Here is a 19,789-nt window from a genome sequence, read left to right as displayed (position 1 = left end):
GCCGGGGCGGGACGGAAGAACACGACCGTTCGGGCCGGCCCCCGGGCCCGCTTCCGCCGAAGGGAGGCGAGGGCCCACCGCGGTCCCGTCGGCCGAACTCCCGCCGCCGGCCGGGCAGGAGGAACACGAACGGTCCGGCCCGCCCCCGGGGCCGCTGCCGCCGAAGGGCGGCGAGGGCCCACCGCGGTCCGGTCCGCCCCGGCCACGGCGCCGGCGGGCCGGGCTCGTCGCCGCGGTGGTGCTGGTGGCGCTGGCCTTGGTGGGCGGCGGCATCTACCTGGCGCAATCCCCTTCCCCGGGCCCTGAGCACGCCACGCCGGCATCCGTGCAGTCGATCAAGGTCGGCGACTCCCCGCACGGAGTGGCGATGTCCCCGGACGGGGGCCGGGGCTACGTGGCCAACTACAGCTCGGGGTCGGTGTCGATGATCGACACCGAGCTGAACCGCACCGTGGGCGATCCCATCCCCGTGGGCCGCTTCCCGAAGGGGGTGGCGGTCTCACCGGACGGGCGCAAGGTCTACGTGACCAACAACTACGCGGGCTCGGTCTCGGTCATCGACACGTCGAGCAACCGCACGGTGGGCGATGCGATCTCCGTGGGCTCCAGCCCGGAGGGGCTGGCGGTGTCGCCGGACGGGAGCCGGGTCTACGTGGCCAACGGGACGTCCGGTTCGGTGTCGGTGATCGACACCGCGGAGAACCGCACGGTCGGCGACCCCATCCCCGTCAGCCGCTTCCCGCGGGGGGTGGCGGTGTCCCCCGACGGGCGCAAGGTCTACGTGACCAGCTTCGGCCGCAACAGGAGCTCGGCCTCGGTGTCGGTGATCGACACCGCGGAGAACCGTACGGTGGGTGATCCCGTCCTCGTCGGCCGACGCCCTGAGGGGGTGGCGGTGTCGCCGGACGGGAGCCGGGTGTACGTGGCCAACGGGGGATCGGGTTCGGTGTCGGTGATCGACGCCGCGGAGAACCGTACGGTCGGCGATCCCATCCCCGTCGGCTCCAGCCCCGCGGGGATGGCGATGTCCCTGGACGGGCGGCACGTCTACGTGGCCGACGGGGGTTCCGGTTCGGTGTCGGTGATCGACACCGCCGAGAACCGCACGGTGGGCGGCGCGATCGCGGTGGGCTCCAGCCCTGAGGGGGTGGCGGTGTCGCCGGACGAGCGCCGCGTCTACGTGGCCGACGCGACCTCCGGTTCGGTGTCGGTGATCACGTTCTAGCGAACGTGCGGGTGGGCCGGCTCAACTCAAGGCGGGGTGCAGCCCGGCGGCTCCCAGACGGGGTTGCCGTCGCCGTCGTTGTGGTAGCTCGTGCAGTCCTCGCTGGGCGCCAGGCGTGAGGTCTCCGTCGTGGCTCTGGTCGTTTGAGGCGCCGCCTGGGCGCTCGCCACGCCCACCGTTCCGGCGAGCAGCGCTGCGGCGCACGACGCTCCTACGAGGTGCCGGATTCGGCTGCCTTTCTCCCTGCCTATCGCCATGATTAGCCCCTTTTCAGTAGAAATGTCGCTCACGTATTCACCAGGGTGGGAGTTCGGCCGCGACGGTGTCAACGCCATCGACGGCGAACCGTCCCGATGTTGCAGAATCGGGAAGTTCGCCGGGTCGGGCCCTGCCGGGCCCGGGTCCGGTCAGCCGCCGTCGGCCCCGTCCGGTGCGGGTAGCGGCTGCTCGGCCCAGATGGTCTTGCCGCGGGCGTGGTAACGCGTGCCCCACATGGAAGCGAGCTGCGAGACCAGGTAGAGCCCGCGTCCGCCCTCGTCCGTCTCCAGGGCGCGCCGGACGTGCGGGGAGGTGCTGCTGCCGTCGCCGACCTCGCAGATCAGCCGGCGGTCGCGGATCAGCCGCAGTCGCACCGGCGGTGCGCCGTAGCGGATCGCGTTCGTGACGAGCTCGCTGACCAGCAGCTCGGTGGTGAACTCCAGTTCCGCGAGGTCCCACTCGGCCAGTTTCCCGGTCACCAGCCCGCGCGCCCGCCCGACCGACTCCGGCGCGCCCGCCAGGTCCCAGGTGGCGTGGCGGTCCGGCGGCAGACGGTGCAGCCGTGCCACCAGGAGTGCCACGTCCTCCCCGGGATGCCCGCCCGGCACGAGCCGGCGCAGTGCCTCGTCGGCGATCTCGCCGGGCCCGCACCCGGGACCGGCCCCGGCCAGCGCCTCGGCGAGCCGGAGCACCGCCGCGTCCCCGGACGCCGGGGCGAGCAGCCCCTCGGTGTAGAGGGCCAGGAGGTCACCGTCGGCATGGGCCACCTCCGAGCATTCGAAGGGCACGCCGCCGGTGCCCAGTGCGGGCGTCGCCGGGGCCCCGGCCACCGACACCTCGCCGTCGGGGCTCACCCGTGCCGGCATCGCGTGCCCGGCGCTCGCGACGGCGGAGCGCATGGTGATCGGGTCGAAGATCGTGTAGAGGCACGTCGGGGCGGAGATCCCGGGGGTGGGCCCGCCCTGTTCCTCGTGGAACCGCTTGACCTGGTCGCTCAGGTGCGTGAGCAGCTCCTCCGGGGCCATGTCCAGGTCCGCCAGCGTCCGCACGGCCGTCCGCAGCCGGCCCATGGACACCGCCGAGTGCAGCCCGTGCCCGCCCGCCTCGCCGATCACCAGGGCGGTACGCGCGCCGGAGAGCGGGATGACGTCGAACCAGATGCCGCCGGGCCCGGCGTGGCCGCCCCGTGCCAGGTGGCGCGCGGCGGCTTCCACGGTCGCCAGCGCCGGCAGCCGCTGCGGCAGGAGGTTCCGCTGCAGCGCCAGCGCCGTGGCCCGTTCGCGGGTGTAGCGGCTCGCGTTGTCGATGCACACCGCGGCGCGTGCGACGAACTCCTGCGCGAGCATGACGTCGTCCGCCTCGAACGAGTGTGCCCGGGTGAACCGGATGAAGAGCACCACGCCCAGCGCCGCCCCGCGCGCGAACATCGGCACCAGGAGCCAGGACCGGACGGCGAAACCCTGGATCAGCTCCGCCCGGGCGGGATCGGCGGCCTCCAGCTCGACCAGCAGTTCCTCGCCCGTGAGCAGGACGGGCTTGCCGGTGGCCAGGGCCCGTGCGGCCGGGGTGCCGGGCAGGGACGCAAAGCCGTCCACGTCGCCCGGCGCCACCACGGTCCGCGCCGGGCCGCCGGGGACCATCGTCGCCGCGGCGCGGCGCAGGGGCACCGTGTCGGCGACCGGCCCGGGCAGCGGCTCCTCACCACCGATCACCGAGTCCACCAGGTTGACGTAGGAGAAGTCGGCGAACCGCGGCACGGCCACGTCCGTCAGCTCCTGCGCCGTGTGCAGCACGTCCAGGGTGCTGCCGATCCGCGCGCTGGCCTCGTTGACCAGGTCGAGCCGTTCCCGCGCCCGGGCCTCCGTGGTGAGGTCGAAGACCATGTGCGCCAGGGCCACCACGTCACCGTCGGCGCCGCGCAGGGGCAGGATCGTCTCCGACCAGACCGTGTCCCGGTCCGGGTCGCGGGGGTCGCGGCCGCGCACCTCGCTGCCGATCATCGCCCGGCCCGAGCTGAGCACCAGCCGCTGGCGCGCCTCGAAGGCGTCCGGGTCCAGCAGCCCGGGCGGCGCCACCTCGCGCATGGTGCACCCGACGAAGTCCTCGGGGAAGCCCGTCGCGCGGATCTGGGAGTCGTTGCGGGCCAGGAAGCGCAGGTCCGTGTCGAAGACGTCGATGATGAACGGTGACTCGGTGAACAGGCCGCGCAGCAGCGCGCCGAGCAGGTCGTCCTGCCGCACCGCCTCGGCGTCCTCCGCCTGCAGCAGCCAGCGGTCCGGCGCGAGGGGATGTCCCCACAGCACCACCGCGACCGGCTCGCCCTCCCGGTGCCGCAGCAGCAGGGGGCCGAGGAAGACCGAGTGCTCCGCGTTCATGATGCCCGCGACGCGGGCGCCGTCGGGGCGTGACCACAGCAGCCGGGACACCGGCCCGCAGGCCTCGGCGGTCGTCCAGCCGAGCAGCCGCTCCGCGCCGGGGGTCCAGTTCGTCACGGTGCCCCGTGCGTCGACGACGGCGAAGGCGGCGCCTCTGGACCGGGGGAAACCGTCAGGGGCGTCGGCGAACAGCGTGCCGCGCATGTCCACCCGTCACGCCCACCCGGCCCTGGCACACCCAAGGATTCCCACAGACCAATACTGCCCGCCGTCAAGATCTGAGGCACGCGGTGCGTGCCTCACCGCCGTGACCTGCCGGGACGCGACCGGAGGAAGGCTGTCCCCGCGTCCCGCGATGAGTTTCCGGCACCGCACCGGTCCTCACCGGTGACGACAACCGACACCCGGGGGAACCCCATGACGCACCATCCCGACCTCCGTCCGGCCGCCCGGGACGTGAGCGCACTCCTGGAGCGGATCGACGACGAGCAGCTCGACGCGCCCACGCCGTGTCCCGACTACACGGTGGCCCACCTCATCGGGCACATCGCCGGGCTCTGTGCGGGCTTCCGCGACGCCGCCCGCAAGGACTTCGGCCCCACCACGGACGGCGATCCCGGCGCGGTGGTCCCCGAGCTCCCGCCCGCCTGGCGCGACGTGCTGCCCGTCCTGCTGACGGAGGTGTCCGCGGCCTGGCGGCACCCCGGGGCCTGGGAGGGCGAGACGAGGGCCGGCGGAATCACCCTGCCCGCGGACGCCGCGGGCCGTTTCGCCCTGAACGAGCTGCTGGTCCACGGCTGGGACCTGGCCCGCGCGACGGGGCTCGACCACCGCCCCGACGAGTCCGCCGTCGAGGCCGCGATCGCCCTGCTCACCGGCTTCCGGACGGCCTCCGGCGACCGCTCGGGGCCCTTCGGCCGGCCGGTTCCCGTCCCGGACTCCGCGCCGGCGCTGGACCGGCTGGTCGGACTCACCGGCCGCGATCCGGACTGGAGCCCGCCGCGCTGAGCGGCCGGCGACCCCAGGCGGAGACCATGGGCGCCGTGGCCAGGTCGAGCGTGCCGGTGGCGACGTTCGCCAGATGGCGGTCGACCTCCTCGTCGGTGGCCAGCCCGGCCGCCACGAGCCCGTCCCTGATGTGCCGCACCGTTGCCGCCTCCAGGACCGCGCACGCCGGTGACGTGATCGGGAAGTACGCGTCGGCCCCGACCTCCTCGAGACCTGCCTCCCGCAGCAGCCGCGGCAGCGTCCGCCCGTAGGCCAGGTCCGCGCCGCGCCCGGCCATCAGCGTGCGGAAGCCGGAGCGCAGCCGGTTGGCGAGCCGCTGCTCGGGTCCGGACTCGTCCGGGCAGAGCAGCGGCTGCAGCCCGGGATCGGCGTCCTCCAGCAGCAGCAGGCCGCCCGGGCGGAGGGCGCCGATCATGCGCCGCAGCGCCTCCGCCCGGTCGGTGACGTGCACCAGCACCAGCCGGGCGTGGACGAGGTCGAACCCGCCCGGCGGTGCGGGGTCGGCGGCGACGTCGTGCCGCAGCACCTCGACCGCACCGCCCGCGGCGTCCCGGGTCCACGACACGTCGATGTCGGTGGCGACCACGGCACCGCCGGGGCCGACCCGTGCGGCCAGTCCGAGGGGCACCGAGGCGCCGCCGGCACCCACCTCCCAGCAGCGCATCCCCACCCCGATGCCGAGCGCGTCGACGTGCCGGAACGTCACGGGGTCGAAGAGCTCGGCGAGGGCGTCGAAACGTGTCCCCGCCTCGGCCCGGCGGTTGTCCAGCAGGTAGCCGTGGTCGTGTCCCGGGCCGCCCCCGTGGTCCGTGTCGCGTGTCGTCATGGCGCGATTCTCCGTTACGGGGGCCTCCCTCCGGCCGCCGGGGGCCGCCCGACGATCAGGGCACTCGTGTGGGTGACACGGAAAAGCCCGGGCGGCGGTGCCCGCCGGGTGGATGCATCGTGCAGGTAGTCGATATTTCAGTCGAGATTGACAGATGTCGCTTACAGCTAACAGTTACGGATATGTCCGCATTATGTAACGCGAAGCGATTGTTCCGGTTGTGCGCGTCGCCGCTGGGTCAGAGTTGGGTCATCGGCAACCGCCGAAGCATCCGCACCGCGGGAACGGCCCGAAAGGACCAGGACCGCACCTTTGTTGAGGGGGCATCATGTCTGCTCGTATCACCCGTCGCGTCATCGCCACCGTCCTCGCCTCCGGAGCGGTCGTGGCCGCCGCCGCCCTGCCGGCCACCGCTGCGCAGAGCCGCGACCACGGCCGCCACTCCGTGGTGATCGGTGACGTCAACACCCGCGACGGCCACGGCCACGGCCGCGACGGCCACGGCCACGGCCGCGGCGGCCGCGGCGGGCGCGGCGGTGACGAATGGATCGAAGTGGTGAACACGGGCCGCGGCTCGGTCAACCTGCGCGGCTGGAGCCTGTCGGACCGGGACGGCAACCGCTACCGCTTCAACAACGTGTGGCTCGCCGGGCACTCGAAGGTGCGCGTCCACACCGGCTTCGGCCGCGACGGCCGGCGCGACGTCTTCCAGGACCGCCGCAACTCCGTCTGGGACCGCCGCGACGTCGCCACCCTGCGCAACGACCACCGCCAGGTCGTGGACGTCAAGTCCTGGAGCGGCCGCCGCTGACCGGCACCCGAGCCGGGTCGTGCCGCCGCAGCCCCGTGGCCGGCACGGCCCACCCCGTCACCCCTTCACGGCGTGCCGCGGCGGAATCCCGCCGCGGCACGCCGCCGTGTTGCGCGAGGGCGGCGGCGAGGACGGAGCGCCGTGGTCCCGGCCGGAGAAGAACCGGCCGGGACCACGGCGCTCGCGCGTCCCTCCGCTACGGGTTGGTGTTGATGGTGAACGTGGACGTCGTGTTCTTGATGTTCTGGTAGTTGTCGCTCATCGTGAGGTTGTTGAAGGTGACGGAGCCGACCGCGGGACCCTGTCCCGCCTCCGGCATCTCGTTGGCCCACAGGCCGAAGCCCGACTTGGCGTCGTAGGCGTCACCACTGCGGTGGGCGCCGGTGATGGACACGTTGGTGAGGACCGTGTCCTTGATCGGGTTCTGCGGCTGACCGCCCACGTAGTTCGTCTGGAACATGATCCCGCTGTAGGTCGGGTCCACGATGTCCACGTCGCTGACGCGGATGCCCTGGAAGACCTTCGAGGCGGAGAAGAGCCAGATGCCCGGGAAGGTCTGGCTGCCCCAGAAGTGCCCGCCGCAGCGGACGATGGAGATGTTCTGGAGGTTGGTCGGGTCGGTCCCGAAGCCGTTCATCGGGTAGCCGAAGTCCAGGGAGCTGATCGTGACGCCCGAGTAGACCAGCGTGTCCGCGACGAGGATGTTGCGGAAGGTGTTGGCGTAGCCGCCGTAGACGGCGATGCCCGCGGCGCGCCAGGTCAGCAGGGACGTCAGGTTCTCGTAGAGGTTGTTCTTCTCGTCCGCCCCGCCGGCGTCGATCGCCGAGAAGAGGGCGAAGCTGTCGTCACCCGTGGCACGGGCCTCGATGTTGTCGAGGTGGTTGTCCGTGCTGCCGTTGGTCATGTTGACGCCGTCGGCGAAGGTGTCGCGGATCCGGGAGTTCGTGATGGTGATGTTGTCGGTGTTGGCGCCCCAGTAGAGGCAGACCGTGTGCTCGTTCCAGACGTTGTCGATGGTCATGTTGGCGACGCCCGCGAAGTCGAAGACCTTGCCGGGACCGTCGATGCGCGAGGTGTAGTTGCCGAAGAAGGAGAAGCCCGAGAAGGACGAGCCGTTGGCGGTGGAGTCGGCGCGGAAGCCCGCGTCGGTGTTGGACTGGCTCGTCGGCGTGTGGAAGCGGGTGTACCAGGGGCCCGCGCCGATGATCTTGACGGTCTTGCCGTAGACCTGGAACTTGCTGCCCGTCTCGTAGTCGCCCGGCGGCAGGTAGACGCCCTTCAGGGTGCCCGTGGTGTCCATCCGGGCCTTGTCCAGGGCGTTCTGCACGTCCTGGTGGGTGAACCCGGTCGGCGCGGTGTAGGCCGCGGGGTCGGGGTTGGCGATCGGCGCGACCTGCTCGGTGTTGACGAAGTCAATCGCGTACTGGCTGCCGTTGGCGGCGTCCTTCTGCAGTTTGATCTTCGCCCCGGCCTGCACGGTCGTGCCGAGCATCAGGTTGGCCTCGTCGTAGATGTGGCGGGGATTGCCGTCACCGGGGTTGTTGCCGGGGGCGGTCTCGCTGCCGTACAGCCACGCGTACTTGGAGGTGAGGTCGATGGACTTGAGGAAGCTGCCGTTGACGTAGACGTTCAGGGTGGAGTTGATCCCACCGCCGCCCGCGGCGTCGGGGATGGAGTAGCGGACGACCAGGGTGTTGGTGCTGGCCCTGGTGGTGAACTCCACCGAGCTGCCGGTGCTGTTCAGCGTGACGGCCTTGCGGCCGGACGCCTCACCGGCCAGGTCGCCGACGGTGCGGTTGGGGCCGACCACGGCGGCGCTCCCGCCGAGGACCCCGTCCTCCGCCTCGTACATGTCGTACGGCATGTTGGCGCCGCGACCGACGAAGAGCGACTGGGTGCTGGTGTTGTTCTGCTGCTTGACCGCCAGTTCGTTCGCGTCGGGCGCGATGACGGTCTTGACGGTGTACTTGCCGTTGGCGGCGGTCCAGGTGCCCAGCGAGACGGGGCTCGTGGTGGCACCCGCCGCGATGGCGCCGCTGTAGGAGCCGGTCAGCGTCTTGACGACGGAGCCGGAGGTGGTGTCGGTGACCGTGAGGGTGATGCCGTGGGAGCCGCCGGCCGAGGCGACCGTGCCCTGGTTCTTGATCGCCACCGAGAAGGTGACGGTGTTGCCCTTGGCCGGGTTGCCGGGGGACCAGCCGGTGGGGGAGGCGATCAGGTCGGAGCTGTCGACCGGCCTGACGACCAGCGGGGTCGGGCTGTTGTAGGTGTTGTTGGTGTCGTTCTGCTCGATGACGTCCCCGGACTCGTCGACTTTGGCGCTCAGCGGGTAGCTGCCCGCGTCCCGTACCCCGATGTTCGCCGTCACCGTGGTCGAGGCGCCCGCGGCCAGCGCGCCGACCGCGGCGGTGCCGACCTTGGTGGTGCCCAGGTAGAAGGTGACGTTCGTGGCGCCCGAGGCGAGCTCGCCGATGTTGCGCACGGTCGCCGACAGGCTCACCGAGTCCGTCTCGACCGGTGCGCCGGGGGAGACGGACATGCCGGTGACGGTCAGGTCCGGGTTTGGCGCCGGGGTGCCGATCACCTGGAACTCCGCCACCTGGCCCGCGGCCGCACCGCTGTTGGCGGTGAACTGCAGCCGTACGTCGGCGACCCGGGCGCTGACCGGGATGGTCACCGTGTTCCCGGAGGACGGGTTGAAGGTGTAGTCGGCGGCCGCCTTGAGGCTGGTGAAGCCGCTCGCGCCCTGCTCCCGGCCGAGCACCTGGACGGTCTGGGTGCGGGTGCCCCAGGCGCTGTCGGGGTTGAGCTTGAGCACCAGCGAGGTGACGTCGGCGTTCGCCCCGAGGGAGACGGTCAGCGTGTTCGGGTAGCTGCCGCCGGCGCCCTCCCAGTAGGTGGTGACGCTGTTGTCGTTGGCGTTGGCCGCGACGAAGTTCTGGGTGCTGGACGACGCCGTGATCGGCTTGCCCACGGCCATGTTGGAGCCGGTGCCGCCCGAGCCGTTGCGGGTGACCGTGGCGCTGGCGACGCTGCGGTTGCCCGCCGCGTCCTTGGCCTTCACGTAGTAGGAGACGGTTGCGGTGTCGGGCTGGCTGTCGGTGTACGTGAGCGTGGTGCCCGACACCGTGGTGCGCAGGACCTCGTTGGCGTAGACCTCGTAGCCGGTGACGCCGACGTTGTCGCTGGAGGCGGTCCACGTCAGCTTGATCTGGCCGGAACCGGGCTGGGTGAGGGTGAGGTTGCCGGGCTGGCTGGGCGCCTGCGTGTCGCCGCCGGAGCCCGTCCGGGTGACGGTGTTGCTGTTGCCGGAGACGTTGCCGGCCGCGTCCTTGGCGCGCACGAAGTAGCTGACGGTGGCGCTGTCGGGCTGGTTGTCGGTGAAGGTGAGCGTGCTGCCGGAGACGCTGGTGCGCAGCTCGCCGTTGGCGTAGACGTCGTAGCCGGTGACGCCGACGTTGTCGCCGGCGGCGTTCCAGGTCAGCCGGATCTGGCCGGAGCCGGGCTCGGTGTAGGCCAGGCCGGTGGGCGCGTTCGGCGCGGTGGTGTCACCGGTTGCGGGGCCGTAGACCTCCAGCTCCGACAGCTGCGCGGCGGTCCAGCCGGTGTTGCCCGTGACGTTGACGCGCAGGTAGCGGGTGGTCGTGCTGCTCAGGCTGATCGTGACGGTGTTGTTGTCGCCCGGGTTGAAGGTGTAGTCGCGGGACGCCACCAGGTCGCTGAAGGACGAGCCGTTGGTGCTGCCGCGCAGGGACAGCGTCTGCGTCCGTGCCTCCCACGAGGGCGGCAGCTTCAGCACCACCTTGGTGACCGCGACGGAGGACCCGAGGTCGGCCTGGATCCACTGCGGGAAGGCGTTGTTGGCGCTCTCCCAGTAGGTGGTCTGGTTGCCGTCGTTGGCGTTGGCGGCGACGTAGGGTGCGTTGCCGCTGCTCGCGGTCAGGGTGCGGCCCTGGGCGAGGTTGTCGGTGGAGACGGCGGAGCCGTGCACCTCGAGCTCGGAGACCTGGGCGGCGGGCCAGCCGGTGTTGGCGGTGATGTTCAGCCGTACGAACCGGGTGGTGGTGGCCGAGAAGTCGATGGTCACCGTGTTGCCCGAACCGGGGCCGAAGTTCCGCCCGGCCGAGCCGGACAGCGTGGAGAAGGTGGAGCCGTCGGGGCTGCCCTGGACGGCGAAGGTCTCGGTCCTGGCCTCCCAGGAGGCGGGCAGTTTGACGACGACCTGGTCGATGCTGGTGCTGCTGCCCAGGTCGACCTGGACCCACTGCGGGAAGGAGCTGCCTGCGCTCTGCCAGTAGGTGTTCTGGTTGCCGTCGGTGATGTTGGCGACCCCGTACTCGGCGTGGGAACTGCTCGCGGCGGCCGGCGCCCCCGCGGCGAGGTTGGGGCCGCCGGCGGCCGCGGCGGGCAGCGCCGACTGGCCGAGCAGCACCAGGCCCGCTGCGATCACCCCCGCCAGCAGCCGTTGGATGAACCGTTTCCTTGGCATGTCGTCCCTGTGCCTCTCGTCAGAGTTGTTGGTGCCATGACATGTCACATGCGGTACGGCTGCCACGCAGAGGAAATTGCATCGATTGCTTTGGTAATTGCGCGGCCCGAGCCGATAGTTGCAGAGGTGTTTCCGGGCGTCTATGCCCTCGACCGGGCTTTCATCTCACCTGGCATGGGCTTGCGCTGGAGTGTCGTGCAGCCGACAGGGCGTTGCGGAAGCACCGCAAAAACTTGTGCGTCCTACTCCGTGGTGCGCAGTGCCTGGTACATCGACCAGAGGACGGAGACGAGCGGGACCGCCACGACCGCGCCGATGACCCCGGCGGCGATGGCACCGCCGATGACGGTGAGCGCGACGACCACCGGATGCAGGCGCACCGCCCAGCTCATCACGATCGGATGCAGCACGTGGCCCTCGATCTGGCCGATGACGACGATCAGGCAGACGACGACCGCCGCCACGACGGGCCCGTTCGCGGCCAGCGCCACCACGGCGGCGACCGCCAGGGCGATGGGGGAGCCGATCAGCGGCACGAAGGCGGCGAAGAACTCCAGCAGCGCCAGCGGCAGCGCGAGCGGCACCCCCAGCAGGAACAGCGCGACCCCCACCAGGATCGCGTTGGTCGCCGCCACCAGCACGATCCCGTGCGTGTAGCCGGTGAACGTGCGCCATGCGGCACGGCCGGCCACGGACACCCGGCCGCGCACCGTCCGCGGCAACTGCCCGCAGAACCACGACCACTGCCGGTCCCCCGAGTGGAGGAAGAACACCGAGCAGAACAGCGCCAGCGCGAAGACCGTCAGCACCTCCACCAGGCGCCCGGCGCCGCTCAGCGCGGTGCTGATCAGGGTCGACCGGTGGGTGGACAGCCACTGCCCGACCTTCGACTGGAGGTCGTCGAGCGCCTCGGGGTCGAGCCGGAACGGCGGGGCCTCCAGCCAGCGCTCGATCCGCGCCAGCCCCGCGCCGAACTCGCGCTGCAGCCCGGCCGTCTCGCCGGCGACCACCTCGCCGACCATGGCCAGGATGCCGAACACGACCAGGATGCTGCCGATCAGCGAGACGGCGACGGCCAGCGAACGCGGGATCACGCGGGCGAGCAGATCGGCCAGCGGTCGCAGCATCGCGGTGCCGACCAGTCCGAGGAAGACGGCCACCGCGATCTCGTGGAACCGTCCCAGGGTGGCGAACACGGCGTAGACGACCGCCCCCACGACGAGCAGCCGCCAGGAGTAGGCGGCGGCCGTGTTCAGCGCGGGGAACACCCGGACGCCGGGCCGCCTGGCGGGCCCGCGCACCTCCCGGCGCCCCACGCGGATCCGGCTCCGCCGTCCTCGGGACACCGTTCGCACCTCCCCGTCGAGCCCGTCGTGCGCCCGCGTCCTGCGCGCCTGTCCCTGCTTGCTACCACCGGCGGGGTCCCGGCCAACGCGACGCAAGCCGCATTCGCCCGAAGGCACCCCCGGGCCGGCGGTGGATCCCCGGGGCGCCCGACTGCTAAATTGGTCTAAACCAGTTATGGTCTCCCTCACCAGATCGGCGGTCCCGAAGTGGAAGTCGTCATCGTCCCGGACGCCACCGCAGGCGGCGAACTCATCGCGGGTGCCATCGCGGACCTGCTGCGCCGCAAGCCCGACGCGCTGCTCGGCGTCGCCACCGGTTCGACCCCGCTCCCGGTCTACCGGGCCCTCGCCGGCCTGGCCGGCGAGGGCCGCGCCGACGTGTCGCGGGCCCGGATCTGCCAGCTGGACGAGTACGTCGGACTGCCCGCCGGGCACCCGGAGTCCTACCGCTCCGTGGTGCTGCGCGAGGTCGTCGAGCCCCTCGGCCTCGCCCGGGAGTCGTTCATGGGACCCGACGGCACCGCCGAGGACATCGTCGAGGCGTGCGCGGCGTACGAGCGCACGCTGGCGGCGGCCGGCGGGGTGGACCTGCAGCTGCTCGGCATCGGCACCGACGGCCACATCGGCTTCAACGAGCCGTGCTCCTCGCTGGCCTCCCGGACCCGGATCAAGACGCTGACCGAGCAGACCCGCAAGGACAACGCGCGCTTCTTCGACCGCCCCGAGGCCGTGCCGCACCACGTCATCACCCAGGGCATCGGCACCATCCTGGAGGCCCGGCACCTCGTGCTGCTGGCCACCGGCGAGGCGAAGGCCGAGGCGGTCGCCCTGGCCGTCGAGGGCCCGCTGGCGGCGGTCGTCCCCGCCTCCGCGCTCCAGCTGCACCCGCACGCCACCGTCGTCGTCGACGAGGCGGCCGCGTCCAAGCTGAAGCTGGCCGACTACTTCCGGGCCACCTACGCGGCGAAGCCGTCCTGGCAGGGTCTGTGATCCGCTTCGTTCAGGCGCGGGGCGCCGGGGCGGGCGGCAGGAACAGCGTGCCGCGGGCCCCGGCGCGGACGGTCCGCACGGCGACGAGCGCCCATGCCGCCACCAGGCCCGCGTACAGGATCAGCGCCGCCCCCTGAAAGGCCGTCGAATGCAGCCGCAGCGCCAGCGCGCTCGTCCCGGTCACGCACGTGCCCAGCGGGAAGGTGAAGCTCCACCAGCTCAGGGTGAACGGCAGTCCGCGCCGCGCGGTGCGCACGGTGAGCGCCGCCGCCAGGGCCAGCCACATCATGGCGAACCCCCAGATGGGCACGCCGTAGAGGTAGCCGAAGACCTCGGCCCCGGTGGCGTAGGGGCGGGGCAGGGCGGTGGGCGCCGCGTGCCCCAGGAGATTGGCCGCCGTGACGGACTGCCCCAGCGGGCCGAGCACGATCCACAGGGTCGGCACCATGGCCGCCGGGCCCGTCTTGTGGCGCACCAGCCGGCCCCAGATCTGCGGGATGATCACCAGGCTCGCGATCAGGCTCATCCCGAACATCGCGTAGCACGCCAGCAGCAGCGTCAGCCGTGCCTGCCCGGCGGGGAGGTGCGGGACGAGGGCGGCCCCGGTGGCGGCGGAGACCATCGGCGGGACGACGGGCATCAGCCAGCCGCCGAACGCCGAGCCGTCGCCCACACGGTGCTCGGTCATCGCACGGTACGGGATCCACACCCAGGTCACCAGGCCCAGCAGGGTGCCCGCCGACCAGAGCACCGCGTCCACCGCCAGGGCCGCGTGCGGCCCGATCCAGTCCGAGCCCAGCGCCAGCGTGCCGGCGCCCACGGTCAGCAGCGCCATCGCCGGGGCACCCCAGAAGTGCGCCATCACCGGGTGGCCGGCGTGCGCCCGCGCGCGGTCGCGGTACCGGGTCCAGTGCACCGCCCAGCCCGCCGAGAGCGCCACCAGCCAGGCGGCCGCCAGCGCCCATACGACCGTGGCGGCCGTCCGCAGCCCCGGTATGTGCGCCGGGAGCCCGGCCGCCGCCGTGGCGACGATGCCCGTGCCCATCACCGAGGCGAACCAGTTGGGGCCGAGGTCGCGGAAGAGCTGGGAGGGGTGGTCCAGCTCCCGCAGCAGCCCGGTGCGCGGGTGGGCGCCGGGCCGGGAGGCAAGGGCGAGCGTCGAAGGCATGTCCGTAGCGTCGCCCCGGCCGGGCACGACCGGTAGGGAGCACTTCCGGATGGGCTCATAGACTGGGCTTATGCCCCTGCCCGAGCGCGTGAGCGACCTGGCGGCGTACGACCTGCTGCTGTCGGTCGCGAGCCTCGGCAGCGTCGGTGCCGCCGCGCGGGCCCACGGCGTCAGCCAGCCGGCCGCGAGCTCCCGCCTCCGGCACCTCGAACGCCGGCTCGGTCTGCAGTTGCTGGAACGCTCACCGCGCGGTTCGCGGCTCACCGAGCACGGCGCGCTCGTCGCGGACTGGGCGCGCACCGCCGTCGACGCCGCAGCCTCGCTGGACGCCGGGGTCACCTCGCTGCGCGGCACCGCGGAGAGCCGGCTGCAGGTGGCCGCGAGCATGACGGTGGCCGAGTACCTCCTGCCGCAGTGGCTGCTCATCCTGCGGGCGGGCGCCCCGCGCACCACGGTCGCGCTGACCGCGGGCAACTCCGAGGACGTGGCCGCGGCCGTCCTGGCCGGCGAGGTGCACCTCGGTTTCGTCGAGGGCCCGGACGTCCCGCGCGGGCTGGTCGCCCAGCCGGTCGGGCACGACGAGCTGACCGTCGTCGTCGCCCCCTCCCACCGCTGGGCGCGCCGCCGGTCCGGCATCGGCGCCGCCGAACTCGCCGCGACACCCCTGGTCAGCCGTGAACGAGGCTCCGGCACGCGCCGCTACCTCGAGCACGCCCTGGCCGAGGGGACGGGGCTCGCGCTCACCGATCCGCTCCTCGAACTCCCCTCCACCACCGCCATCAAGACCGCCGTCGCCGACGGGCTCGCCCCGGCCGTCCTCAGTTCCCTCGCCCTCACCGCGGAACTCGCGGGCGGCAGCGTCGTCGCCGTCCCCGTGGCCGGACTCGACCTGACGCGGACGCTGCGCGTGGTGCGCGCCCGCGGGCGCGACCTGACCGGGCCGGCGCGGGAGCTGGCAGGGATCGCCCGGCAGGGCGCGGTCAGTGCCCGTCAAGGGGTGGGAAGCGCAGATTCCGCAGGTCGGGCGGGACGGGGGAGTTCGGTCGGTACAGCGGCGGGACCTCCCCGTCGGCGGCCGCGGCCGGGGCGTCACTGAGCCGGAAGCGGTCGCGCACCCGCCCGTAGAAGTCGGTCGGGCCCAGCCGGATCAACCGCAGCCGGTGCCGGGCCTTGTACACCCCGACCCAGTCACCCGGATCGAGGACGCCCCTCAGCTGGCCGTCGATGCTGACCGCGACCCGGCCGGAGCGGGTCAGCACGCGGACCCCCAGGACCTCGTCAGGGGCCGCCACCAGGGTCCGGTCGAAGGCCATGTGCGGCGCGACGGGGGTGAACACGATCGCGTCCATGTGCGGGGAGACCACCGGGCCCCCCGCGGCGAAGCTGTACGCGGTGGAACCCGTCGGGGTGGCCACGACGACCGCGTCCGCGGAGTAGGACGCGAACAGACGGCCCGCCAGGTACACCGCGAGACTGGCCTGCCGGTCCCGGGCGAGCTTCTCGAAGACCACGTCGTTGACGGCGTTGACGGCCATCGGCACGCCCCAGCCCACGTCCTCGGGGTCGCCGGGCCGCACCCGCGGCGGCGGCAGCGCGGGGCCGCGCCCGTACCGCAGCAGGGACTCGATGCCCTCGGGGATCTCCAGCGGCCGGGACGCCCGCAGCGTGAGCGTCATGCGGTCCTCGACGGTCGCCCGGCCCTCGTGCACGCAGTCGAGCGCCCGCTCCACGTCCTCGGTGCACACCTCGGTGAGGAAGCCGACCCGCCCCAAGTCCACGCCCAGCACGGCCGCCCCGCACGCGGCGGCCACCCGCGCGCCGCGCAGGAAGGTGCCGTCGCCGCCGAGGGTCACGATCAGGTCCGGGTAGCCGGCCGTGGCCGCCTCCTCCTGACCGCTGTGCCGGGGCCGGTCCTTGCGCCATACGTCGATCTCCACCGCGGGGACCCCGTGCCGCGCGCACCAGCGGTCGACCGCCGCGGCGGCCTCGCTCGCGTCCTCGCGCGCACCGTGCACGACCATCCCGATCCGGCCCACTGGCATCACGGCCTCCCCGGCGGCGTCCGCTCCGGCGTCATGCCCCCATGGTCCGCCTCCCCGGAGCGCGCGTCGCGTCGGGACACCGCCGTCCCGCCGCCCCGCCGTCGTGCGGCGGCACCCTGGGCGGAGTACCGTTCCGCTGTTCCACTGCTGCAGGGAGGACGAACGTGGAGACCAAGCCCGAGCCGGGTGTCCTCGCCCAGGTGGCGGATCTGATCGGCCGTACGCCCGTCGGGCAGCGCGGAGCGCTGTGGCGGCTCGGCGCGGACCGCCGCCAGCTCGACGCCAACGTCATCCGCCTTCCGGCGGGCACCGAGGTCCGGCCGCACGTCGAGGCCGACCTGGACGTCCTGCTGTACGTCGTCGACGGCGGCGGGTACCTGTCGGGCGACGACGGCGGACGCCAGACGACCCTGGCGCCCGGCGCACTCGCCTGGCTGCCCCGCGGCTCCTGCCGCGCGCTGTCCGCCGGCGCCGTGGGGCTGACCTACCTCACGGTGCACGCCCGCCGCCCCGGCCTCACCATCGCCGGGCTCGCCCCCGCGCCGGACGCGGGCGAAGCGGTCTGCCTGCTGCACCGCGTCTGCGCGGACTGCGGCCGCCTGGCCGGCGAGAGCGACGCCCTGTACTGCTCCCGCTGCGGCACCGCACTGCCGCCCCGCTGAGCCCCGTGCGGGGGCGGGTCGTCGTACGGGCGGAGGGCGACCGACGGGCCTGCACCGCCTTCGGGCCGTCAGCCACCGAGACGCGGTGCGGGACCAGCGTCGGTTGGGACGCCGGGCAGGTGCGGTGCCCACGTGCCGTAGCCGCTCAGAAGGCGGCCTGCAGGGGCTGCTCGGCCCAGATCGTCTTGCCCTCGCGCGTGTAGCGGGCGCCCCAGCGTTCGCTGAGCTGCGCGACCAGGAACAGCCCGCGCCCGCCCTCGTCCGTCGTCCGCGCCCTGCGCAGGTGCGGGGAGGTGCTGCTGGTGTCGGAGACCTCGCAGATGAGGTGGCTGTCGCGGATCAGCCGCAGTGTGATGGGCCCGCCCGCATACCGGTACGCGTTGGTGACCAGCTCGCTGACGATCAGTTCGGTCACGAAGGCCGCCTCCTCCAGCCCCCAGGTGGCGAGCTGGGACTCCACCAGCGTGCGGGCCCGTCCGGCGGCGGTGGCGTCCGGCGGGAGGTCCCAGGTGGCGACCTGTTCCGGCGCGAGGACGCGGGTCCGGGCGACGAGGAGGGCCACGTCGTCGGCGGCCTCGGTGGAGCTGCGTGCCTTGAGGAGGGTGTCCTCGACGGCGCTGCAGGTCTCCTCCAGGGGGCCGGACGGCGCGGTGAGCGCCCCGCACAGCATCGCGAGGCTGTCGTCGAGGTCGCGGCAGCGGGTGCACAGCAAGCCGTCGGTGTAGAGCGCCAGGATGCTGCGCTCGGCCAGCTCGATCTCGGCGGTCTCGAAGGGGAGGCCGCCGAGGCCCAGCGGCGGGCCCGGCGGGATGTTGACCAGGCTCGCCCGTCCCTCCGGGGTGACGACCACGGGGGGCGGATGGCCGGCCCGGGCGAGCGAGCAGCGCCGGGAGACCGGGTCGTAGACGGCGTAGAGGCAGGTCGCGCCGACGACCGGTGGGGCGTTCTCGTGGCTCTCGCGCTGTTCCGAGGCGAGCCGGTCCACGAGGTCGTCGAGGTGCGACAGCACCTCGTCCGGGGTGGGGTCCAGGTGGGCCAGGGTGTGCACGGCGGTGCGCAGCCGGCCCATGGTGGCCGCCGCGTGCAGACCGCGGCCGACGACGTCGCCCACCACCAGGGCGATGCGGAGACCGGAGAGCGGGATGACGTCGAACCAGTCGCCGCCGACCCCGGTGGCGGTGTTGGCGGGCAGGTAGCGGTGGGCCACCTCGGCGGCGGGGTGCCAGGGCACGTCCCCGGGGAGCAGGCTGTGCTGGAGGGTGAGGGCCGCCTGGTGCTGCTGGGTGTAGCGGCGGGCGTTGTCGATGCTCAGGGCCGCGCGGGCGGCGAACTCCTCGGCGAGGGTGAGGTCGTCGGCCTCGAAGGGCTCGCGGCCGCGGGTCCGCCAGAGGCTGATCAGCCCGAGCACGAGCCCGCGGGCGAGCAGCGGCACCACCATCAGGGAGTGCGCGCCGACCGCGCGGGCGGCCCTGGCCCGCACGGGGTCCTCGTCGAGCCAGGCGAGGGCCCGGCCCATGTCCGACTCGAAGACCGGGCGGCCCTCGGCCAGCGACCGCGCCTGCGTCGACCCCGGAGGGATGCGGATGGTGTGCCCCACCGGGTACATGATCTTCTGGGTGTCCGGGAAGACCGACTGGACCGCCGCGCGGCAGACCGTAGGGAACGAGTCCTGGGCGGGCTCGTCACCCTGGGGCACGGCCTCCAGCAGGTCGACGGAGGCGCTGTCGGCCAGCCCGGGCACGGCCACCTCGGCCAGTTCGCGGGCGGTGCGGCCGACGTCCAGCGTGGTGCCGATCCGCGCCCCGGCCTCGCTGAGCAGGGACAGCCTGCGGCGGGCCTGGTAGCGCTCCGTGACGTCCTCGACGGTCTGGGTCACCCCGAGGACGTGCCCGTTGGCGTCCTGCATCCGGAACGCCGAGACGGACACGTACAGTTCGCGCTGCGGGTCGCGGCGCAGCCGGCAGGGCTGCTCGGAGAAGATCGAGGAACGGCCCGTCTCGAGCACCCGCCGCAACTGGTGGTCCACGGCGTCGGCGTCCGGCCCGAAGAGGAAGTCCCCCGTGCGCAGGCCCTGGTGCTTCCCCGCGGGGACCCCGCTGAACTTGGTGATCGCCCGGTTCACCCGCAGGAAGGTGAGGTCGGGGGCGTAGACCGCGAGCCCGATGGGGGAACGGCGGAACAACCCCTCCAGCACCCACCGGTCCGTCTCCCACCGGACGACCTCGGCGGCGGGCGCCGCGACCACGTACCACTCGCGGCGCCGGTCCTCCCGCGCGATGGCGCGGACCCGGCAGCCGACCTCCACCCGCCGTCCGTCCCGGTGCAGCACGGGTACGACCCCGAACCAGCCGCCCGCCCGGACGCAGGCCGCGGTGGCGGTCAGGACCAGCTCCAAGTCGCCGGGGTGGAGCAGGAGTTCGGGAGCCGACCGGCCCAGGACGTCCTGGGCCCGGTGGCCGAGCAGCGTCTCGGCGCGGGTGCTCCACCCCACCACGGACGCATGGTCGTCCAGCACCACCGAGGCCGCGGCGTGCACCGAGAACGGGTCCTCCGGTGACTCGCTGAACGTCTTGGCCGGGTTGTCCATCG

Annotated in this window: 13 protein-coding genes; 6 read left to right on the top strand and 7 right to left on the bottom strand. The window is 73.1% G+C overall.

Annotated elements, in window-relative coordinates; genetic code table 11:
* The first annotated feature begins 244 nt into the window (after nucleotides 1-244).
* Complete coding sequence (locus PV341_RS21080; RefSeq protein ID WP_500358707.1) at nucleotides 245-1,225, top strand: beta-propeller fold lactonase family protein; 981 nt, start codon at nucleotides 245-247, stop codon at nucleotides 1,223-1,225.
* Nucleotides 1,226-1,632: 407 nt separating this feature from the next.
* Here the strand turns inward: PV341_RS21080 and PV341_RS21075 are convergent, their stop codons facing one another.
* Nucleotides 1,633-4,062: a SpoIIE family protein phosphatase gene (locus PV341_RS21075; RefSeq protein ID WP_500358706.1), complete on the bottom strand. Its 2,430-nt coding sequence runs from the start codon at nucleotides 4,060-4,062 to the stop codon at nucleotides 1,633-1,635.
* Nucleotides 4,063-4,275: 213 nt separating this feature from the next.
* On the opposite strand from PV341_RS21075, the gene PV341_RS21070 reads away from it, so the two are divergent.
* Nucleotides 4,276-4,866 (top strand): TIGR03086 family metal-binding protein, encoded by a 591-nt coding sequence (locus PV341_RS21070; protein WP_500326354.1) that lies wholly within the window; start codon nucleotides 4,276-4,278, stop codon nucleotides 4,864-4,866.
* Here the strand turns inward: PV341_RS21070 and PV341_RS21065 are convergent.
* Nucleotides 4,829-5,692 carry a class I SAM-dependent methyltransferase gene (locus tag PV341_RS21065; RefSeq protein WP_500326353.1) on the bottom strand — a complete coding sequence of 288 codons (864 nt, stop codon included), beginning with the start codon at nucleotides 5,690-5,692 and terminating at the stop codon, nucleotides 4,829-4,831. The two genes, PV341_RS21070 and PV341_RS21065, sit on opposite strands and share 38 nt — an antisense overlap.
* Before the next feature lie 328 nt (nucleotides 5,693-6,020).
* Here PV341_RS21065 and PV341_RS21060 point away from each other — a divergent pair, with 328 nt between their 5' ends.
* Nucleotides 6,021-6,503 (top strand): lamin tail domain-containing protein, encoded by a 483-nt coding sequence (locus tag PV341_RS21060; RefSeq protein WP_500358704.1) that lies wholly within the window; start codon nucleotides 6,021-6,023, stop codon nucleotides 6,501-6,503.
* Between the two features lie 196 nt (nucleotides 6,504-6,699).
* Here the strand turns inward: PV341_RS21060 and PV341_RS21055 are convergent, their stop codons facing one another.
* Together PV341_RS21055 and PV341_RS21050 are read right to left on the bottom strand one after the other, a co-directional pair.
* Nucleotides 6,700-10,992 (bottom strand): discoidin domain-containing protein, encoded by a 4,293-nt coding sequence (locus PV341_RS21055; RefSeq protein ID WP_500358703.1) that lies wholly within the window; start codon nucleotides 10,990-10,992, stop codon nucleotides 6,700-6,702.
* 242 nt (nucleotides 10,993-11,234) lie between these two features.
* Nucleotides 11,235-12,293, bottom strand: coding sequence for an AI-2E family transporter (locus PV341_RS21050; protein WP_500326530.1), 1,059 nt, complete (start codon nucleotides 12,291-12,293; stop codon nucleotides 11,235-11,237).
* A gap of 252 nt (nucleotides 12,294-12,545) precedes the next feature.
* Here PV341_RS21050 and PV341_RS21045 point away from each other — a divergent pair, with 252 nt between their 5' ends.
* Nucleotides 12,546-13,328 carry a glucosamine-6-phosphate deaminase gene (locus PV341_RS21045; protein ID WP_500326348.1) on the top strand — a complete coding sequence of 261 codons (783 nt, stop codon included), beginning with the start codon at nucleotides 12,546-12,548 and terminating at the stop codon, nucleotides 13,326-13,328.
* Between the two features lie 10 nt (nucleotides 13,329-13,338).
* Here the strand turns inward: PV341_RS21045 and PV341_RS21040 are convergent, their stop codons facing one another.
* Nucleotides 13,339-14,496, bottom strand: coding sequence for a TDT family transporter (locus PV341_RS21040; RefSeq protein ID WP_500358702.1), 1,158 nt, complete (start codon nucleotides 14,494-14,496; stop codon nucleotides 13,339-13,341).
* A gap of 70 nt (nucleotides 14,497-14,566) precedes the next feature.
* On the opposite strand from PV341_RS21040, the gene PV341_RS21035 reads away from it, so the two are divergent.
* Complete coding sequence (locus tag PV341_RS21035; protein ID WP_500358701.1) at nucleotides 14,567-15,592, top strand: LysR family transcriptional regulator; 1,026 nt, start codon at nucleotides 14,567-14,569, stop codon at nucleotides 15,590-15,592.
* Here PV341_RS21035 and PV341_RS21030 read toward each other — a convergent pair.
* A complete protein-coding gene (locus tag PV341_RS21030; RefSeq protein WP_500326344.1) occupies nucleotides 15,477-16,538 on the bottom strand; it encodes an NAD(+)/NADH kinase in 1,062 nt (353 codons plus the stop codon). The two genes, PV341_RS21035 and PV341_RS21030, sit on opposite strands and share 116 nt — an antisense overlap.
* 164 nt (nucleotides 16,539-16,702) lie before the next feature.
* Between PV341_RS21030 and PV341_RS21025 the strand changes: the two genes are divergently transcribed.
* Nucleotides 16,703-17,200 (top strand): cupin domain-containing protein, encoded by a 498-nt coding sequence (locus PV341_RS21025; protein ID WP_500326342.1) that lies wholly within the window; start codon nucleotides 16,703-16,705, stop codon nucleotides 17,198-17,200.
* Nucleotides 17,201-17,345: 145 nt separating this feature from the next.
* Here PV341_RS21025 and PV341_RS21020 read toward each other — a convergent pair whose 3' ends face one another.
* Nucleotides 17,346-19,787 carry a SpoIIE family protein phosphatase gene (locus PV341_RS21020; protein WP_500358699.1) on the bottom strand — a complete coding sequence of 814 codons (2,442 nt, stop codon included), beginning with the start codon at nucleotides 19,785-19,787 and terminating at the stop codon, nucleotides 17,346-17,348.
* Nucleotides 19,788-19,789: the final 2 nt, after the last annotated feature.

Source organism: Streptomyces sp. PA03-1a, assembly GCF_033792805.1.
Taxonomy (GTDB): Bacteria; Actinomycetota; Actinomycetes; order Streptomycetales; family Streptomycetaceae; genus Actinacidiphila.
The sequence above is the reverse complement of the archived record's forward strand: the minus strand, read 5'-3'. Positions and strand labels throughout refer to the sequence as shown.

Bases quoted from the DNA above. Each gene is read 5' to 3' on its own strand.
- PV341_RS21070 (WP_500326354.1), top strand. From the start codon at position 4,276: ATGACGCACCATCCCGACCTCCGTCCGGCCGCCCGGGACGTGAGCGCA.
- PV341_RS21075 (WP_500358706.1), bottom strand. From the start codon at position 4,062: ATGCGCGGCACGCTGTTCGCCGACGCCCCTGACGGTTTCCCCCGGTCC.
- PV341_RS21055 (WP_500358703.1), bottom strand. From the start codon at position 10,992: ATGCCAAGGAAACGGTTCATCCAACGGCTGCTGGCGGGGGTGATCGCA.
- PV341_RS21040 (WP_500358702.1), bottom strand. From the start codon at position 14,496: ATGCCTTCGACGCTCGCCCTTGCCTCCCGGCCCGGCGCCCACCCGCGC.
- PV341_RS21060 (WP_500358704.1), top strand. From the start codon at position 6,021: ATGTCTGCTCGTATCACCCGTCGCGTCATCGCCACCGTCCTCGCCTCC.
- PV341_RS21035 (WP_500358701.1), top strand. From the start codon at position 14,567: ATGCCCCTGCCCGAGCGCGTGAGCGACCTGGCGGCGTACGACCTGCTG.
- PV341_RS21030 (WP_500326344.1), bottom strand. From the start codon at position 16,538: ATGCCAGTGGGCCGGATCGGGATGGTCGTGCACGGTGCGCGCGAGGAC.
- PV341_RS21065 (WP_500326353.1), bottom strand. From the start codon at position 5,692: ATGACGACACGCGACACGGACCACGGGGGCGGCCCGGGACACGACCAC.
- PV341_RS21020 (WP_500358699.1), bottom strand. From the start codon at position 19,787: ATGGACAACCCGGCCAAGACGTTCAGCGAGTCACCGGAGGACCCGTTC.